Origin of the sequence: Thalassospira profundimaris WP0211 (assembly GCF_000300275.1) — a bacterium.
Classification (GTDB): Bacteria; Pseudomonadota; Alphaproteobacteria; order Rhodospirillales; family Thalassospiraceae; genus Thalassospira; species Thalassospira profundimaris.
The window spans coordinates 57,722-75,036 of sequence record NZ_AMRN01000007.1 but is presented as its reverse complement, the minus strand read 5'-3'; the positions used below and the strand labels follow the sequence as shown (position 1 = coordinate 75,036).

The 17,315-nt window shown below is 54.4% G+C and carries 13 protein-coding genes; 10 read left to right on the top strand and 3 right to left on the bottom strand.

What is annotated here, in order from left to right; genetic code table 11:
• Nucleotides 1-84 precede the first annotated feature (84 nt).
• Nucleotides 85-1,059: a TAXI family TRAP transporter solute-binding subunit gene (locus TH2_RS13720; protein ID WP_008891034.1), complete on the bottom strand. Its 975-nt coding sequence runs from the start codon at nucleotides 1,057-1,059 to the stop codon at nucleotides 85-87.
• 291 nt (nucleotides 1,060-1,350) lie between these two features.
• Here TH2_RS13720 and TH2_RS13715 point away from each other — a divergent pair, with 291 nt between their 5' ends.
• The 9 genes from TH2_RS13715 to TH2_RS13675 all read left to right on the top strand — a co-directional run bounded on the left by TH2_RS13715 (nucleotide 1,351) and on the right by TH2_RS13675 (nucleotide 11,112).
• The gene (locus TH2_RS13715) at nucleotides 1,351-3,297 is read left to right on the top strand and encodes a methyl-accepting chemotaxis protein (RefSeq protein WP_008891033.1); all 1,947 of its coding nucleotides are present in this window, start codon (nucleotides 1,351-1,353) and stop codon (nucleotides 3,295-3,297) included.
• 351 nt (nucleotides 3,298-3,648) lie between these two features.
• The gene (locus TH2_RS13710) at nucleotides 3,649-4,422 is read left to right on the top strand and encodes an ABC transporter ATP-binding protein (protein WP_008891032.1); all 774 of its coding nucleotides are present in this window, start codon (nucleotides 3,649-3,651) and stop codon (nucleotides 4,420-4,422) included.
• Nucleotides 4,423-4,510: 88 nt separating this feature from the next.
• Entirely contained in the window at nucleotides 4,511-5,308 is a 798-nt protein-coding gene (locus tag TH2_RS13705) for a transporter substrate-binding domain-containing protein (protein WP_008891031.1), read from the top strand.
• Nucleotides 5,309-5,422: 114 nt separating this feature from the next.
• A complete protein-coding gene (locus TH2_RS13700) occupies nucleotides 5,423-6,115 on the top strand; it encodes an ABC transporter permease (protein WP_008891030.1) in 693 nt (230 codons plus the stop codon).
• A 3-nt stretch (nucleotides 6,116-6,118) separates the two neighbouring features.
• Nucleotides 6,119-6,865: an ABC transporter permease gene (locus TH2_RS13695; protein WP_008891029.1), complete on the top strand. Its 747-nt coding sequence runs from the start codon at nucleotides 6,119-6,121 to the stop codon at nucleotides 6,863-6,865.
• 116 nt (nucleotides 6,866-6,981) lie between these two features.
• Nucleotides 6,982-8,121, top strand: a complete 1,140-nt coding sequence (locus TH2_RS13690; protein WP_008891028.1) for a succinylglutamate desuccinylase/aspartoacylase family protein — start codon at nucleotides 6,982-6,984, stop codon at nucleotides 8,119-8,121.
• A gap of 181 nt (nucleotides 8,122-8,302) precedes the next feature.
• On the top strand, nucleotides 8,303-9,136 hold the full coding sequence (gene deoC / locus TH2_RS13685) for a deoxyribose-phosphate aldolase (protein WP_157194113.1): 834 nt from the start codon (nucleotides 8,303-8,305) through the stop codon (nucleotides 9,134-9,136).
• 59 nt (nucleotides 9,137-9,195) lie between these two features.
• Nucleotides 9,196-10,419: a phosphopentomutase gene (locus TH2_RS13680; RefSeq protein ID WP_008891026.1), complete on the top strand. Its 1,224-nt coding sequence runs from the start codon at nucleotides 9,196-9,198 to the stop codon at nucleotides 10,417-10,419.
• 6 nt (nucleotides 10,420-10,425) lie between these two features.
• Nucleotides 10,426-11,112: a DsbA family oxidoreductase gene (locus TH2_RS13675; RefSeq protein ID WP_008891025.1), complete on the top strand. Its 687-nt coding sequence runs from the start codon at nucleotides 10,426-10,428 to the stop codon at nucleotides 11,110-11,112.
• Nucleotides 11,113-11,169: 57 nt separating this feature from the next.
• On the opposite strand, the gene mfd is transcribed toward TH2_RS13675, so the two are convergent.
• Nucleotides 11,170-14,667, bottom strand: coding sequence for a transcription-repair coupling factor (mfd, locus tag TH2_RS13670; RefSeq protein WP_008891024.1), 3,498 nt, complete (start codon nucleotides 14,665-14,667; stop codon nucleotides 11,170-11,172).
• Nucleotides 14,668-14,674: 7 nt separating this feature from the next.
• On the bottom strand, nucleotides 14,675-14,947 hold the full coding sequence (locus TH2_RS13665) for an FAD assembly factor SdhE (RefSeq protein ID WP_008891023.1): 273 nt from the start codon (nucleotides 14,945-14,947) through the stop codon (nucleotides 14,675-14,677).
• A gap of 226 nt (nucleotides 14,948-15,173) precedes the next feature.
• Here TH2_RS13665 and recG point away from each other — a divergent pair, with 226 nt between their 5' ends.
• Complete coding sequence (gene recG / locus TH2_RS13660; protein ID WP_008891022.1) at nucleotides 15,174-17,261, top strand: ATP-dependent DNA helicase RecG; 2,088 nt, start codon at nucleotides 15,174-15,176, stop codon at nucleotides 17,259-17,261.
• The last annotated feature ends 54 nt before the right edge of the window (nucleotides 17,262-17,315 follow it).

Here is a 17,315-nt window from a genome sequence, read left to right as displayed (position 1 = left end):
TTTGGCCACAGGCAAGCTGATAATTGAAAGATGGCGGACCGTCCGCCCGGACAGTCCGCCTTCAAGATGTTTAACAGACAAAAATTAGTGGATCATGTCTGCCGGAATGGATGCACCATTCTCATTGAACCACTTGGCAGCACCCGGGTGCCACTTCATGACCTTGTTCTTGTCCCAGTTTGCCGCAACAGTCGAACGGGCCGCACGGTGGATTGATACCATCCGCTCGTTGTCAGACATCACAACGTCGGTGGCGGCGTAAACAAAGCTTTCCGGAAGCTCGCAGTTGGCGATCGCGAAGTTCCACATCGAAACCGAACGCGCCGGTTCCGTCAGTGTGGTGTAGGTGTCGGCTGCGATGTCGAACTCGGATACCGGGAAGGCATCCATGATCTGTTTCTGTTCAGCTTCGGTGAATTCGATGATATTCACGTCAGTCTGGACTTCAAGCTGGCTGACAGCCGGAACCGGAACACCTGCGGCAAACGCAATAACGTCAAGCAGGCCATCCTGCAGCTGGCCACCAAGGTCGGCCCAGCCGCCATTACGACGTTCGAAGTCAACACCGAGTTCTTCTAGCATACGCGGGAAATATGTATCCGAGGTTGAACCTGCCGGACCAAAGCCGATTTTGGCACCCGCCGGAATTTCCGCAACCGAGGTAATTCCCGAAGAAGAGAGAGCCGTGATCGAGAACGGTGTCTGATACATCGGGAACATTGCACAGGCATTGGTCATCTGAAGACCCGGTGCAATCGGGTTGGTACCTGCGAGTGATTCCGCTGCCGGACCCATCGTTGTCATACCAAAGGCGGCTTCGCCGGTATGGACAAGTGCCATGTTCTGCATCGGGCCGCCGGTGACTTCACCGCCACCCGAGATGCCGAGTTCTTCCGCGACAAGGTTCGCCCAGCCAGAACCATACGCGAAATAGGTCCCGCCCTGTGAAGCTGTGCCGACGGTAAAGCTTTCCGGCCAGTCAGAACGATCCTGAGCAACGGCAGCAGTGCTCCCGAACGCGAACGCGACCGCCATCCCTGCAAATAATGCGCGTTTCATTAATTTCCTCCGTTTATCGGTATTTTGTGAGAGTTCGCTACAAGTCATTTCCTCATATGGGGAAACTCAAAGTTGATAGCAATGTGGTTATTAATCAATACCGAAAACAAAGAGATTTCATAGTGATGTCGATCTCTTGTCGGGTGCTACTTTAGTTGCATCCCGCAATGAGAAGACGTTCTGATGTATCAGCTTTTCAAAAGCCTGAATGTTCGCGGCGCCAAGTGCTTGTAATCGCGTTACGCAACCACATTTGTTTAATGTAATGTACTTCTTCCGGAGGATTGCTGCATGTCGCTCAATATTGGTAGCCGGATATTGCTTGCTGCGGCAATGATCGTTGTAGCGACGTTCACGGCATTCATCCTTTATTTTGACTATCAGCAACGAACATACATCCAGAATGCGCTTGTGGCTAAATTGACCGAGAGTGGTTCGTTGGCCACTGCCGGCATTTCAAACTGGCTTGATGGCCGGCGCCTGTTGGTTGAGAGCCTTGCTAACAATATTGCCCGTGACAGTTCCCCCGCCAATGTCTCTGAAGTCGCAAGCGGTGAGGCATTTGCCGAGTCATTTATCTATTCCTATTTCGGCAGTGCTGATGGTGTGATGACAATGTATCCACCCGATGATCTGCCGCCCGACTACGACCCGCGCCAACGCCCATGGTATGCAGATGCAGTTTCTGTCGGTGACAGTACGCTTACCGAACCCTACACCGATGCATCCACCGGTCAGCTCATTGTTACGGCAACCACACCTGTTTTTGATGGATCAGATCTTCTTGGCGTTGTTGGCGGCGATATCGATATTGGTATTCTTGGTGATCTGGTTCGCAGCATCGATTTGGGCGGGATCGGATATGGCTTTCTGGTTAATGATCAGGGAACGGTGCTGATCCACCCGGGTGCGGAATTCACCCTTAAACCCCTGCCTGAAGTGTTTCCTGACGACACACCAACGGTAAAGGAAGGCATGGAGAACATCATTGATGGCACAGGCGATCAGTTGTTCACCTTTTTCCGCGTCAATGGCTTGCCTTCTGTGAACTGGTATCTCGGCTTTGCACTTGATCGCGATGCCGCATATGCGTCGCTTACCGAGTTTCGATATACCGCGATTATTACCGCGATCATCGCCATTCTGGCCATAATGGGCCTGATGGGGCTGCTGGTACGTATTTGGGTTTCGCGGCCGGTTATGAGTATGACGTCGGCCATGACCCGCCTCGCCAATGGTCAGAGGGATGTCGATGTTCCGGGAACGGAACTCAAGGACGAAATTGGCGCAATGGCCGCAGCTGTTCTGGTGTTTAAAAACAACGCTGCAGAAGTGGACCGTCTGGCGAGCGAGAACGAGGCCGCGACGAGACACGCGGCTGAGGCGCGCAGGCGCGCCATGGAACAAATGGCGGACAATTTTGAGAAGAGTGTTCTTTCCATAGTGGAAACAGTGGCTGACGCGGCCGAAAAAACGCAGTCGGTCGCAACTCAGTTATCTGCCAATGCAGAGGAATCGACGGCCCGTGCGGCTGCTGTTTCGAGTGCTGCAAACATAACAACAGAAAACGTGCAGGCCGTGGCGTCCGCAACCGAAGAGCTTTCGGCTGCCATTCGCGAAATTGGTGCACAGGTTACGCAATCAATCGAAGTTGCGACCGAGGCAGTTTCTGGTGTCAACAGTACTTCTGCAACAGTCACGGAGCTTGCCGAGGCCGCTGAGCGGATCGGCAAAGTCGTTGGTCTCATTCAAGATATTGCCGGGCAAACAAACCTTCTGGCGCTAAACGCAACCATCGAAGCAGCTCGTGCAGGTGATGCTGGCAAGGGCTTTGCCGTCGTTGCCGGTGAGGTAAAATCGCTTGCCAATCAGACGGACAAGGCTACTGGCGATATTCAGGTTCAGGTAGATGGTATTCAGGGGTCGTCGAACCGTTCGGTGTCGGAGATCAGGTCTATTTCCGGAACCATCGAGCGGATCAACGAATTCTGCAATGCCATTGCAGCCGCGGTTGAGCAGCAAGGGGCTGCGACACAAGAGATTGCAGACAGCGTTCAACGTGCAGCATCGGGCACACAGGAAGTCTCGCAAAATGTGTCGGCCGTCTCTGATACCGCCAACATGGTAAGTGAGGAAGCCAACTCGCTCCTCTCGTCTTCCCAGGAATTGCGAAAACTCGCCCAGCGTCTCAGGGAAGAAGTTATCGGCTTCCTGAAATCTGTGCGCGACAACGACTAGGTTATAAACGGTCACTGGTTTGCATGGTTTGAGACCGTGGTCTTTGCCAACCACCGGCCGGATTCCGTCTTGGGTGCATCTTCTCCCTAAAATCCATGTAGTTTTTTATTGCGTAAAATCCCTTACTGCTGCACGATTTGTGCAATGCGGTCGTTAATGGTGATGTGTAACCGTCTGAAACCGCAGTTTTCTTCATAAAACTGCAAAATATCAGTGGAAATGCTCTCGTTGGACAGGCAATTATTGACGGAATGAGAGGCGCTTTGGCGTGTCTTGTGGGGGAGCATCCGATTTGGGATGCTAAGACGAACGAAGAATGAAGACTCTCAACAGGGATAATTTAAACTCGTTATGAGCAAAGACATACCCGCCCTACAGGTCGAAGGGATGTTCAAAAGCTTTGGGGACCATGAAGTTCTTAAAGGAATTGATCTTACGGCCAATACCGGGGACGTGATTTCGATTATTGGCTCGTCCGGTTCGGGCAAAAGTACGTTTCTGAGATGTATCAACCTGCTTGAAACGCCCAATGCTGGCGCTGTTCACGTCAAAGGTGAACTGATCCGCATGAAGAGGCTCAAGGATGGCTCACAGGAAGCAGCCGATAAGAAGCAGCTTCAGCGTATTCGTACCAAGCTTGCGATGGTTTTTCAAAGCTTCAATCTTTGGAGCCACCTGACCATTCTCGAGAATGTCATCGAAGCACCTATCCACGTGCTTGGAGTTCCGAGAAAAGAAGCAATCGAAAACGCAGACGCGTTGCTGCAAAAGGTCGGGATGTATGAACGTCGGGATTATTATCCCGGTCATGTCTCTGGCGGCCAGCAACAACGTGCAGCCATTGCGCGCGCGCTTGCGATTTCACCTGACGTCTTGCTGTTTGACGAGCCGACATCGGCACTTGATCCGGAACTCGTCGGTGAAGTTCTCAGGGTAATGACCGATCTTGCCGAAGAAGGCCGCACGATGCTTGTCGTGACCCACGAGATGGGCTTTGCGCGCGGTGTATCAAGTCATGTGATGTATTTGCATCAGGGACGGGTTGAGGAATTCGGCAATCCGACCGAAGTATTCGAGAATCCAAAATCGGAACGCATGAAGCAGTTTCTTCAGCGCGATTTCTGATTTGGGCAGACCAGGGCCTGGTTGGCTCTGGCCGCGAGAATGGGAGCACGTCGTTGCGCGCCATTCCAATCAACAAGGGAGACTATGAATGAAAAACTGGATCAAGGTTGCATCTGCCGCAGCAATTGGCATTGCACTGAGTGCTTCGGCAGCAAGTGCTGCCTGGGAAAAAGTCGTTATCGCGACCGAGGGTGCCTACCCTCCGTTCAACATGATGGACGACAATGGCAACCTCATCGGTTTCGACGTTGATTTCGCCAACAAGCTTTGCGAAACCGCAAAGATCGAATGCGAAATCGTTGCTCAGGACTGGGACGGCATGATCCCGGGTCTTTTGGCCAAGAAATATGACGCGATCATCGCTCAGATGTCGATCACCGAAGAACGCAAGCGTTCCATCGATTTCTCCGACTATTATAGCAACACTCCGGCAGTGTTCGTTGGTAAGGACGGCATGAGCATCACCGCGTACAAAGACGGCGAAGTCATTGAAGACGCGCTTGATGGCATGGTGATCGGTGTTCAGCGTTCGACCACGCACGCAAACTTCCTTGAAGACAACTTCCCGGGTATCGAAATCCGCATGTACGGCACCCAGGACGAAGCCCTGCTTGACCTGACCGCAGGCCGTGTCGACGCGACCCTTGCTGACTCGGGCACGCTTGACGCTTGGGTAAGCTCCGAAGAAGGCAACGGTTACGGCTTCGTATCCAACCAGTTCGCACCGAGCGAATGGTTCGGCGAAGGTGCCGGTATCGGTATTCGCAAGGAAGACCAGGACCTGAAGGAAATCTTCAACAAAGCCCTGGCTGAAATGCTTGAAAACGGTTCTTACGAAGAACTGAACAAGAAATACTTCCCGGCGATCGATCTGCATCCGAATTGATCTGCCTGATCTATCCGGGGCGGCGAATTGTTCGCCGCCCCTCCCTTATTGTTGGTTGTTGCTTTTAATCAGGGGTGAAAAGCACGTTCAGCATCAAGGAAAGCTGGAGATACCATGCTTGATTTATACGGTCGCGGCTGGCAGATGCTTGAAGGGGGACTGGTCACAGTTCAGCTTTGCCTAACCGTTTTGCCATTCATGATTGTTATTGGTTTATTGGGCGCCTCAGCAAAGCTGTCGCGCTATCGCACGCTACGTGTGATCGGGGAAAGCTATACCGTTCTTATTCGCGGCATTCCCGAGCTGCTTGTTATTTTGTTGATTTATTTCGGCGGCACCATCGCTGTCCAAAGCCTTGCCGAAGCGATTTCCGGCGAGGAAACCCGCGTGGATATCCCTGCATTCTGGTCAGGTGTTGCTGCCTTGGCCCTGGTTCAGGGCGCATTCGCATCCGAAGTTTTCCGTGCAGCCATGCAATCGATCCCCATTGGTCAGATCGAGGCCGCGACAGCGTGCGGCATGACGCCGATGCAGATTTTCATGCGCATCAAGCTACCGCAACTTTGGCGTTTCGCCCTGCCCGGGCTTAACAACCTGTTTCAGGTCCTGATCAAGGACACCGCGCTTATTTCGGTTGTCGGTGTCGAGGAAATCATGCGAAAGGCCGCCATTGGCGCCGGAACAGAGAAGGCACCGTTCACTTTCTATCTGGTGGCGATGCTTATGTTCCTTTCATTTACAACGGTTTCGCTGCTGGTCTTCAACTATCTTGAAAAGCGGGCTGCCCGCGGTGTGGCGAGGGCGTAGCAGATGTTTGAAGATTTCATATACGTTCTTGGCAAATACGACACCTGGTTATGGCGCGGCTTTTTGCTGACCATCGAGCTGCTGGTGATTTCGGTGACGCTTGGCACGCTTTTGGCCATTCCGTTGGCTGTGGCGCGTGTTTCGAAAAAGGTCTGGATACAGGCCCTGCCCTTTGCCTTCATCTATGTGTTCCGTGGAACGCCGCTGATCGGGCAGTTGTTCATGATGTATTATGGCGTCGGGCAGCTGATTGCCAACATCGACGGCATTCAGGATCACTGGACCTGGACTTATCTGCGCGACCCGTATTGGTATTGTCTGCTGACCTTCGTTCTGAACACGGCGGCCTATGTTGCCGAAATCATGCGCGGTGGCATCCAGAACGTGCCCAATGGTGAACTCGAAGCCGCCCGTGCATGCGGCATGTCGCCGTGGATTACCTATCGGCGCATTATCTTTCCCCGCATGTGGCAGATGATCTGGCCTGCCTACACCAACGATGTGATCTTTACCCTCAAGGCGACGTCGCTGGCATCGACTGTGACCATGATGGAATTGACCGGTGCTGCGCGTAAAATCGTTGCGCGTACCGCCCTTCCCTATGAGGCGTTCATATCGGCCGGTGTGATCTATTTGATTATCGTTTACTCGCTGACTTTTGGTTTCAAGGGGATCGAACGCTATCTGCGTCGCAGTGAGCAGCGCAACGAACCCAAAACAGGCAGAGCAAAAGCAGCAACCTCGGCCTAAACAAATACCCGATCAAACCCGGTATTCGGAGGCAGGTACCTGTCGGCATGGCGTCGAAGGTGCCTTGATCCGGCCGGGTTGATTTGCCCCACGCCACCACCTTTCAGGATATCGAAATGCAAGAAGAACGCATTGAACTCGTCCGCCCGCAAATGGGCACCTCACGCGCTTTGACCGTGCGGCGCTTTGGCAAACCGGGCCAAGGTCCAAAGGCCTATTTTCAGGCTGCCTTGCATGCTGATGAATTGCCCGGCGTCATTACGCTGCACCATCTTGAGGCACTTCTGAAGGAAGCCGACGCCAAGGGCGACATCACCGGTGAAATCGTTGTTGTTCCCTTCGCCAATCCGATCGGTTTTACCCAGTATGTTGATATGAAGCCTCTTGGCCGGTTTGAAATGCGCAGTGGTCAGAACTTTAACCGTCACTATCCGGATCTGAGTGCAGCACTTATTGATGCTGTTGCCGGCAAACTTGGCCAGGTTGCGGAGGCCAACGTCGCATTGATCCGGACCGAGTTGCGCCGCCTTATCAAGGAACACCGCAAGGGTGTCAGCCCACTGACAGATCTGCAGGATTTGCGTCTGACCTTGGCGGAGCTTGCGATTGATGCTGATTACGTCATGGATCTGCATTGCGACTGGGAAGCGCCGATGCATCTTTACATCAGCGACCATAATTGGCCGGATGCCGCGGATCTTTCGGCACAGATTGGATCAGAATGCAGCCTGATCGCAGAAATCAGTGGCGACAACCCGTTTGACGAGGCATTCAGCCGCCCTTGGGTCGAACTTCGCCGTGCCTATGGCGACAAATTCCCGATCCCGATGGCGACACTGGCCACCACGATCGAGCTGCGCGGTGATCGCGATGTCTATGATGAGTACGCAATCGCAGACGCCGCCAATCTGTTCAAGTTCCTGCAGCGCCGTGGTCTGATTGCCGGCGACCCAGGACAGCTGCCGGACGCCAAATGTGATGCTACCCCGCTTGCCGGTGTGGATCGCGTAATGGCGTCACATGGTGGCATGGTTGTTTTCGCGGTTGAGGCTGGCGCAAAAGTCAAAGCCGGTCAGGAGCTGGGCTATGTTCTTGATTGTGAAACCGGCGAGAAAACCCCGTTCACCAGCCGAACCGACGGGGTGCTGTATTCCCGTATTGGTATTCGGCTTGTCGTTCCGGGCGGATATCTGTGCTCGGTCGCGGGTGAGAAACCGCTTGAGGGACGTGAAGGTCAGCTTCTGCTGTCGAAATAGCGCGCCTTTGACGTTTCTGCGTTCTGGTTGAAACTGTATTTTGAGACGGATCGATTGATTGCCGAATGAAGGTTGGATACCCTTCAGGCCCTCGTTGATCCGTCTTTCTCATTCGGGCCAGATGGTCACCGATTTTGCCGATATTGACGAACCGCGCAGTGCGCGTTGCAAGGAATGTTTGATGTTCGATCCGAAAACTGTTTCAGAAGTCATTTCAGTAGCCAAGAACAAGGCCGTGCCAGATGCCGAGACGGCACGCCGTGCGATTTCTGTTCTGGATTTGACCAGCCTGAATGATGATGACAATGAACAGGTCATCGAAGCCCTGTGCAAACGCGCGCAAACGCCTGAGGGAAACACAGCAGCTGTTTGCGTCTATGCCCCGTTTATTGAAACCTCGTGGCGGGCACTGGGCCAGTCAGGTGTGAAAACCGCAACCGTGGTGAACTTCCCCGAAGGCGGCACCAATGCCCAGCGTGTCGCCGACGAGACCGCAAATTGCGTTTCCAAGGGCGCAGACGAGATCGATCTTGTCTTCCCCTACAAAGCGTTTCTTGAGGGCGATGTCGCGACCGCAACGGACGTTGTCGATGCCACGCGCACGGCCTGCGGAACGATGACCACCATGAAGGTGATCCTTGAAAGCGGCGAGTTTGACGACCTTGGCAAGCTTTACGACGCCGCACGGCTTGCCATCAAGCATGGTGCGAATTTCGTCAAGACATCGACCGGCAAGGTGTCTGCCGGCGCAACGCCCGAAGCCGCGGTTGCAATGCTTACGGCCATTCGCGATGCCCGCGACGAGGATGGTATTGATGCCGGCTTCAAGGCATCGGGCGGAGTTAAGTCCACCGAGGACGCCGCCCTTTATCTTGCGATTGCCGATCACATCATGGGCGAAGGCTGGGCAAAGCCGGAAACCTTCCGTTTCGGGGCAAGTGGCGTTTTGACCGCGTTGCTTGAAACCTGTGGCACGAAACCGGGTGATGCACCGGCTGCGACTGGCAACTACTAGAATTTATGACTATCTGCTGGGCATCGCATTGCCCGGATAAGGTTTGAAGGAAGACATCAATGGCACGTGCCATCATTATCGTGGCGGATAGCTTCGGGATCGGTTCGGCACCAGACGCGGCAAAATTCGGTGATCAGGGTTCTGATACCCTTGGCCACATCGCAGAACAATGCGCCAAAGGTCTTGCCGATAGCGACAAGCGCAGTGGCCCACTGAATGTGCCGAACATGGTCGCACTCGGTCTTGGCGAGGCCGCCAAGGATGCGACTGGTCGTGTCCCACCCGGGCTTGATCATGGCGGTGCAATGATCGGCGCATTCGGCCATGCCAAGGAACTATCACGCGGCAAGGATACGCCAAGCGGCCATTGGGAAATTGCCGGTGTGCCGGTGGATTTTGATTGGGGTTATTTTCCCCTGACCGTCCCGACCTTCCCGGCGGAACTGACCGACGCCCTGATTGAACAGGCCAAATTGCCAGGCATTCTTGGCAACTGCCATGCATCGGGCACGACCATCATCGCAGAGCTTGGTGAAGAGCATATCAAAACCGGCAAGCCGATTTGTTATACCTCGGCCGACAGCGTGTTTCAGATTGCCGCCCACGAGGAACATTTTGGTCTGGAACGCCTGTATGAAGTCTGTGAAATCGCCTTCAAACTGGTTGAACCATACAATATCGGCCGTGTGATCGCCCGCCCGTTTGTTGGTGAAACGCCTGCTGATTTCAAGCGGACGTCAAACCGTCGTGATCTTGCCGTTCCGCCTCATAAACCAACCCTGCTTGATCTGTTCAGCAAATCGGGTGGCACGGTGATTTCGGTTGGTAAAATCGCCGATATCTATGCCCACCGTGGGATTGCCAAAAAGGTCAAGGCGTCGGGGAACATGGCGCTGTTTGATGCCATGATGAAAGAAATCGACGAAGCCCCGGATAACAGCATTGTGTTCACCAACCTGGTGGACTTCGACATGGAATTCGGTCACCGTCGTGATGTCGCCGGGTATGCAAACGCGCTTGAGGAATTTGATCAACGAATTCCGGAACTGCGCGCCGCGTTAAAGCCCGGTGATCTGGTGATCATTACGGCCGATCACGGGTGTGACCCGACCTGGCGCGGCAATGACCATACACGCGAATTTGTCCCGATCCTTGCCTTTGGACCGGCAATTGCCCCCGGGCCGTTCGGGATGCGCGAAACCTTTGCCGATATCGGGCAAACGGTTGCCGACCATCTTGGGATTGCGCCGCTGGCGACGGGAACGTCTTTCTTGAATGGATAAAGTGGAATGAATTGGCAGTTCGGACAAAGTGAAGCATCAAATTCGCCGATCAGGATCGAGGCGATTGTCGATACGATTTGTCCGTGGTGCTATATCGGCAAGAAGCGCCTTGAAAAAGCGTTGTCACGCGAAAAGCTTGATAACCTGATCATTCATTGGCGCCCTTTCCTGCTTAACCCGGATATGCCGAGCGGCGGCATTGACCGCAAACTTTATCTATCCGCAAAGTTCGGCGGAAGCGAAAGTGCCGAACGGGTTTACAAGGCGATCGAGGATGCCGGGGCTGCGGTCGGTATCCCTTTCAGGTTTGATCTGATCAACGTAACGCCGGATTCAACGGACTCTCATCGCCTGATCTACAAGGTGTGTGCAGAACGGCCAGCGGTTGGTAATGATTTGGTCGAAGATCTGTTTGTGGCCTATTTTCTTCAAGGTCAGGATATCGGCAATCATGAACTCCTGGCCGATATTGCAGTTCGCCATGGCGAAGACAGAAACGAAATTCTTGAATATCTTGCCGGCGATATGGACCGGGAATTTGTCAGTCAGGAAAACCGGGTCGCGCATCAGATGGGCGTGACCGGTGTACCGTGCTTCCTGTTTAACAGCCGCCATGCCCTGTCCGGCGCACAGGAACCCGATATCCTTCAACGTATGATCCGACTAGCGCGACAGGAAGAAATTCCGGTCTAAACAAGAGCCCATTGAGAATTAAAAAGGCGGGATAACAATCTTTTACCCGCCTTTTCTTTATGCGTTTCCTGCAATATCCGAAAGCCGTTTCATCAATCGTTTGAGGCCTTCAAGCCGGTCAGTTGGGCCATCCCAGCCAGCGGAATAGACGATCTTGTGATCCGGGCGCAGGCGGGCGACGCCAACCTGTTGCTGGATAAAGCCGATCAAACCGGCCGGGTTCGGAAACTCGTTGTTTCGTAGCGTGATGAGTGCCCCTTTCGGGCCCGCATCAAGCTTCTCGATATTGGCAACCCGACACCATTGTTTGATGGTCACCACATCCAGAAGGTTTTCGACTTCCTTGGGCAATTTGCCAAACCGGTCAATCATTTCGGCGGCAAACTGGTCGACCTCTTCACGCGATCGCAGTTCAGAAATACGGCGATAAAGACCAAGCCGCACACCAAGATCCGGCACATAACGATCCGGGATCAGAACCGGCATACCGATATTGATCTGCGGAACGAAGCTTGCCTCTTCGGATGCATCGATCTCGCCCTTGGCTTCTGCCACGGCTTCTTCGATCATCTGCTGATAAAGCTCGATCCCGACTTCCTTGATATGGCCGGATTGCTCTTCACCAAGCAGGTTCCCTGCCCCGCGAATATCAAGATCGTGGCTCGCCAGATTGAACCCGGCACCCAAACTGTCAAGTGTCTGCATGACTTCGAGACGCTTGAGTGCTGTTGCCGTCAGTTTCTTGCCATTGGGCAAGGTCAGATAGGCATAGGCACGCTGCTTGGAGCGACCAATACGACCACGCAACTGATAAAGCTGCGCCAAGCCGAACATATCAGATCGGTGAATGATCATCGTGTTGGCGTTCGGAACATCAATGCCCGACTCAATAATGTTGGTCGCGAGTAACAGGTCAAACTTGCGGTCGGTGAAATCGGTCATGACCTGTTCAAGGTCACGCGCACCCATCTGGCCGTGCGCCACGTCAAACTTGATTTCCGGCACAAGGTTTTGAAGTTCCTTGGCTACCCGGTCGAGTTCATTGACCCGTGGGCAAACATAGAAAATCTGACCGCCACGGTGGCGTTCGCGCAAGATGGCCTCGCGCACGACAACCGGGTCATAAGGGGTGATATAGGTGCGCACCGCCAAACGGTCTACCGGCGGTGTGGCAATGATCGAAAGTTCCTTCACCCCGGTCAGGGCCAGTTGCAAGGTGCGCGGGATCGGTGTGGCGGTCAGGGTCAGGACATGTACATCGGATTTCAGTTCCTTGAGGCGTTCCTTGTGCTTGACGCCGAAATGCTGTTCCTCGTCAACGATCAGAAGGCCAAGGTCCTTGAAATGCACACCCGTCCCCAAAAGCGCATGGGTGCCACAGACGATATCGACATGGCCGCTTTCTAGGTTCTCCTTGACCAGTTTGGCGTTCTTGCCGGTGACAAGGCGCGACAGCTGTTCCACCCGCACTGGCAGGCCTTCAAAGCGTTCCTTGAAATTCAGGTAATGCTGACGACACAAAAGGGTCGTCGGCGCCACCACAGCCACCTGTTTGCCCGACATCACGGCAGCAAAGGCCGCACGCATGGCGACTTCTGTCTTGCCAAAGCCAACATCGCCGCAGACAAGACGATCCATCGGCTTGCCAGCCGACAGGTCATCAAGGGTATCGCGGATCGCGCGTGCCTGATCCTCGGTCTCGGCAAACGGGAAGCCGGCGCAGAATTCGTCATAGGCGCCTTCAGGTGCCTGAAGCATGGCGCCCTTGCGCAGATGACGTTCGGCGGCAACCTTGATCAGCTTGCCTGCCATGTCATGGATGCGTTCGCGCAGCTTGGCCTTACGGGCCTGCCAGGCAACACCGCCCAGCTTATCAAGGATCGAGATGCCCTCGTCCGAACCATATCGCGACAGGACCTCGATATTTTCGACCGGCACAAAGAGTTTGTCGCCGCCGTCATATTCAAGTTCAAGACAGTCATGCGGAGCGCCACCTGCCGTCACGGTTTTCAGGCCCAGGTAACGTCCGATACCGTGTTCAAGGTGGACAACAAGGTCGCCTTCGGAAATCTCGGACGCTTCGCGCAGGAAGTTGTCTGCCTTGCGACGGCGTCCACCCGGGCGGCTCATGCGGTCGCCGAGGATATCCTGTTCGGTAACAAACCAAAGGCCTTTGCGCCGGAAACCACGTTCGATATCAAGAATGACGACGCCGACATGCTCAAAGGTCAGATCGTCAGTAACGTCTTCCCAGCATTCGCAGGTAACGACTTTGCCCACGCCATGTTCACGCAGCAATGACACGATGCGATCACGCGATCCATCGGAATAGGCCGCGATAACAACCTGATTTTCCTTGCCGCGCTGTGTGGTTATGAAATCACGCAGTTCGTCATACAGATTGACGTCCGCACGCGCACGCACATCACCAAAATCACGCCCTGCCCGTGCGCCAAGATCGTAAATGCCGCGTTCGGGATTTTCATCATCGTAATAGGGCGAGAACTCCAAGACCGGACGGTCTGACAGCATGCGGTCAAACTCTGCCTGGTCAAGATACAGCCGTTCTGGCGGCACCGGTTTATAGACATTGTCGCCTGATAGCCCGCCGCCCTTGATATTGAGACGTGCCTGATAATAATCATCGATCATCTCAAGGCGGTTTTCGATGACCTCGCCGTACTGATAATCAAGGCTGATGATGGTTTCGGGCACATAGGCGAATATCGTATCCAACCCGTCATGAAACAGCGGCAGCCAATGTTCCATCCCGCCATATTTCAGGCCATTGGAAATCGATTCATAGAGCGGATCGGTCTGCGATACCGCGCCAAACAGCTCGCGGTAGCTGCTTCGGAACCGCGAAATGCTATCCGGGTCTAGATAGACCTCGCCGACGGGTAACAGGGAAATTTCCTTAACCTTGCCGACGGTGCGCTGGGTTTCGACATCAAAGCGACGGATGCTTTCGATCTCGTCACCAAAGAAATCAAGCCGAACCGGTTCCTTCATGCCCGGGGCAAAGATATCAACAATATCACCACGGACGGCGTAGTCGCCCGGTTCCATCACCTGTTCTGCGCGGTTATAGCCCATGCGCTCGAAATAGGCGGTCAGCTCGGCGCGGTCGTATTCACTACCAGCCTTGAACGCCAGCTTTCCCTTGCGCATGACATCGACGGTCGGGACACGCTGCATTACCGCGGCGGCGGTTGTCAGGACGATGCGGCCGTTGCCAGCTGCGGATTCCTTGCTGTCGGCAAGGGTTGTCAGCGTTTCGACGCGCCGTGCGGTGACTTCCGAAATCGGTGAAACACGGTCATAAGGCAGGCAATCCCACGCCGGCAGCGTCAGGACTTCGATTTCACCGGCGAAGAATTGCAATGCTTCGGCCAGTTGGGCCATGCGCTTGTCATCGCGTGCGACGTGAAGAACGGTCTTGTTCTTGCCCGCACTATCAAGCAGTTCACGCAGGATCAGGGCGTCTGCGCCTTCCGGCACACCGCCTACCCGTTTGCGACCATTGGTCGATATGATTTCTTTGAGTTTGTTCAATGTCTTGTCAGGCGTTGCTCAGGTCCCGGATCATGCGCAGGACATCCGTGTCATACTGTGCAGGTGCCGCTTCCTTGCCGGTTGCCCATTTGAAGAAATCGGCATCCGGTACTTCGTTGATCAGGATTTCAAATCTATCAAGTTGTTCTGCCGTCAGGGACGCCAGATGCTTGTCCATGAAACGCCCCATCAGGATATCGTTCTCCTTGGTGCCACGGTGGCTTCCACGGAACAGCAGCTTTTTACGGCGCATTTCAAGGTCCGATACGGTGTCGGTCATTCTTCGATCTCCTGACTTCCTGTGCAGCGCCTCGCGGGCGGCCACTGCAGCCTGTTCTGTGGCATGGTTTGTACGGCAAAATCTCCTACGGGTCCATGCCGTGATCGGGTCATTTTGTATCAAATGATGACTTGATGGTTGTGGCGGGATAGTTTTGTTGTATACCCGTGCCATAAACACAATTGTTCTATTAACGTTCTCATCGAAAGTTTCAACGAAAACCGACATGCGCCCGGAAATTCTGTTCCCGCTTTTTGCTGAAATCGACACGCTGGCCGGTATCGGTCCGCGCTTAAAGCCGTTGGTAGCGCGCCTGATTGGCGGGGAACATGTCGCAGATCTGCTTTGGCATTTGCCATCGGGCATTATTGATCGCCGGTTTTCGCCCGACCTTTCGGACACCATCGACGGGTCGGTCGTCACCATGGATGTCTGGGTCGAACGCCACGAGCCCGCACCCAATCGTCGCCGCCCCTATCGGGTGATCTGTAAAACGCAAAGCGGTACGATTGTTCTGGCGTTTTTCAATGCGCGGGCCAAATACCTCAACGACGTTTTGCCAGTTGGTGAAAAACGGATTGTTTCGGGCAAGATCGATCATTATCGCGGGGAATATCAGATCACCCATCCCGACCGGATTGGTACAGAGGCAGAACGTGCTGAAATCCAGACGGTCGAGCCGATCTATCCGATGTCGGCCGGTGTTACGGGCAAGACACTGACCAAGGCGGTGCGCGGTGCACTTGAAACGCTTCCTGATTTGCCCGAATGGCATGACCCGGCACTGGTCGCGCGCCACAAATGGCCCGATTTGAAAACCGCACTCTATACCATCCACAATCCGCAGGACGAAACCGACCTGTCACCCGATCATGCAGCCCGCAAGCGGCTTGCCTATGACGAATTGCTGGCCAATCAACTGGCCCTGACATTGATCCGGGCAAAGATGCGCAAGCTTGGCGGGCGTGTGACCAAGGGTGATGGACGCCTGCGTGCAGCACTTGGTGATCACCTGCCCTTTGCCATGACCGGTGCGCAGCAACGCGCACTTGGCGATATCTATGACGATATGGCAAGCGAAGGCCGCATGCTCCGCCTGCTGCAAGGCGACGTTGGATCAGGCAAGACCGTGGTCGCCTTGATGGCAATGCTGAATGCGGTTGAATGTGGACGTCAGGCCGCCCTCATGGCGCCGACTGAAATTCTGGCGCGCCAGCATTTTGAAACGATTTCGCCGCTTCTGGAGAAAATCGGCATCAAATGCGCCATTCTGACAGGCCGCGATAAGGGCAAGTCACGCAAGGCTGCGCTTGAAGGCTTTGCCAATGGCGAAGTCCAGATTGCGGTCGGAACGCACGCCTTGTTTCAGGATGACGTGATGTTCCACGATCTTGCCTTCGCGGTTGTCGATGAACAGCATCGCTTTGGCGTGCACCAACGCCTTATGCTGGCTGGCAAAGGTCAGGCGGTTGATGTGTTGGTCATGACGGCGACACCTATTCCACGTACGCTGACCCTGACCGCCTTTGGCGATATGGAAGTTTCCAGGCTGGATGAAAAACCACCGGGGCGCAAGCCGGTTGATACCCGCGTTTTGCCGAGCGACAAGGTGGATGATGTCATTTCCGGTATTGGACGTGCGATGCGCAGCGGCACCAAGATTTACTGGGTGTGTCCACTGGTCGAGGATTCCGAGGTTCTGGACCTGCAAGCTGCCGATGAACGGTACCGGGTGCTGTCCGAGCTGTTTGGTCAGGATCATGTCGGCCTTGTCCATGGCAAGATGAAAGGCAAGGAAAAGGATGAAGTGATGGAAAAGTTCGCCCATGGCGATACGTCCATCCTTGTCGCCACCACGGTAATCGAGGTCGGCGTGAATGTGCCCGAAGCAACGATCATGGTGATTGAACATGCTGAACGCTTTGGCCTTGCCCAGCTTCATCAGCTTCGCGGGCGGATTGGCCGTGGGGATGCGGCATCGACCTGTTTGCTGCTGTATGGTAGCCCGCTTGGACAGGTTTCCAAGGCGCGCCTCAAGATTATGCGTGAAACCGAGGACGGGTTCATCATCGCCGAAGAAGACCTGAAACTCCGCGGTGCAGGCGAGGTTCTTGGCACGCGCCAAAGCGGCCTTCAGGAATACCGGCTGGCCAATCTTGAGCTGCATGGTGATTTGCTGGCGATTGCGCGCGATGATGCCCGCCTGATCGTCGATCGCGACCCCGACCTGCAGAAGGCGCGCGGCGATGCGTTGCGTCTTCTGTTGTATCTGTTTGAACGCGACGAAGCGGTTCGATATTTCCGTTCAGGATAACAAAGGACAAAGGGCGCACCGGTTGGATGCGCCCTTTTAAGTTTCAAGCCATTA

What these genes read in the sequence shown, in the direction of transcription:
- TH2_RS13720 (WP_008891034.1), bottom strand. Translation starts at nt 1,059, where the DNA reads ATGAAACGCGCATTATTTGCAGGGATGGCGGTCGCGTTCGCGTTCGGG.
- TH2_RS13715 (WP_008891033.1), top strand. Translation starts at nt 1,351, where the DNA reads ATGTCGCTCAATATTGGTAGCCGGATATTGCTTGCTGCGGCAATGATC.
- TH2_RS13710 (WP_008891032.1), top strand. Translation starts at nt 3,649, where the DNA reads ATGAGCAAAGACATACCCGCCCTACAGGTCGAAGGGATGTTCAAAAGC.
- TH2_RS13705 (WP_008891031.1), top strand. Translation starts at nt 4,511, where the DNA reads ATGAAAAACTGGATCAAGGTTGCATCTGCCGCAGCAATTGGCATTGCA.
- TH2_RS13700 (WP_008891030.1), top strand. Translation starts at nt 5,423, where the DNA reads ATGCTTGATTTATACGGTCGCGGCTGGCAGATGCTTGAAGGGGGACTG.
- TH2_RS13695 (WP_008891029.1), top strand. Translation starts at nt 6,119, where the DNA reads ATGTTTGAAGATTTCATATACGTTCTTGGCAAATACGACACCTGGTTA.
- TH2_RS13690 (WP_008891028.1), top strand. Translation starts at nt 6,982, where the DNA reads ATGCAAGAAGAACGCATTGAACTCGTCCGCCCGCAAATGGGCACCTCA.
- deoC (WP_157194113.1), top strand. Translation starts at nt 8,303, where the DNA reads ATGTTCGATCCGAAAACTGTTTCAGAAGTCATTTCAGTAGCCAAGAAC.
- TH2_RS13680 (WP_008891026.1), top strand. Translation starts at nt 9,196, where the DNA reads ATGGCACGTGCCATCATTATCGTGGCGGATAGCTTCGGGATCGGTTCG.
- TH2_RS13675 (WP_008891025.1), top strand. Translation starts at nt 10,426, where the DNA reads ATGAATTGGCAGTTCGGACAAAGTGAAGCATCAAATTCGCCGATCAGG.
- TH2_RS13665 (WP_008891023.1), bottom strand. Translation starts at nt 14,947, where the DNA reads ATGACCGACACCGTATCGGACCTTGAAATGCGCCGTAAAAAGCTGCTG.
- recG (WP_008891022.1), top strand. Translation starts at nt 15,174, where the DNA reads ATGCGCCCGGAAATTCTGTTCCCGCTTTTTGCTGAAATCGACACGCTG.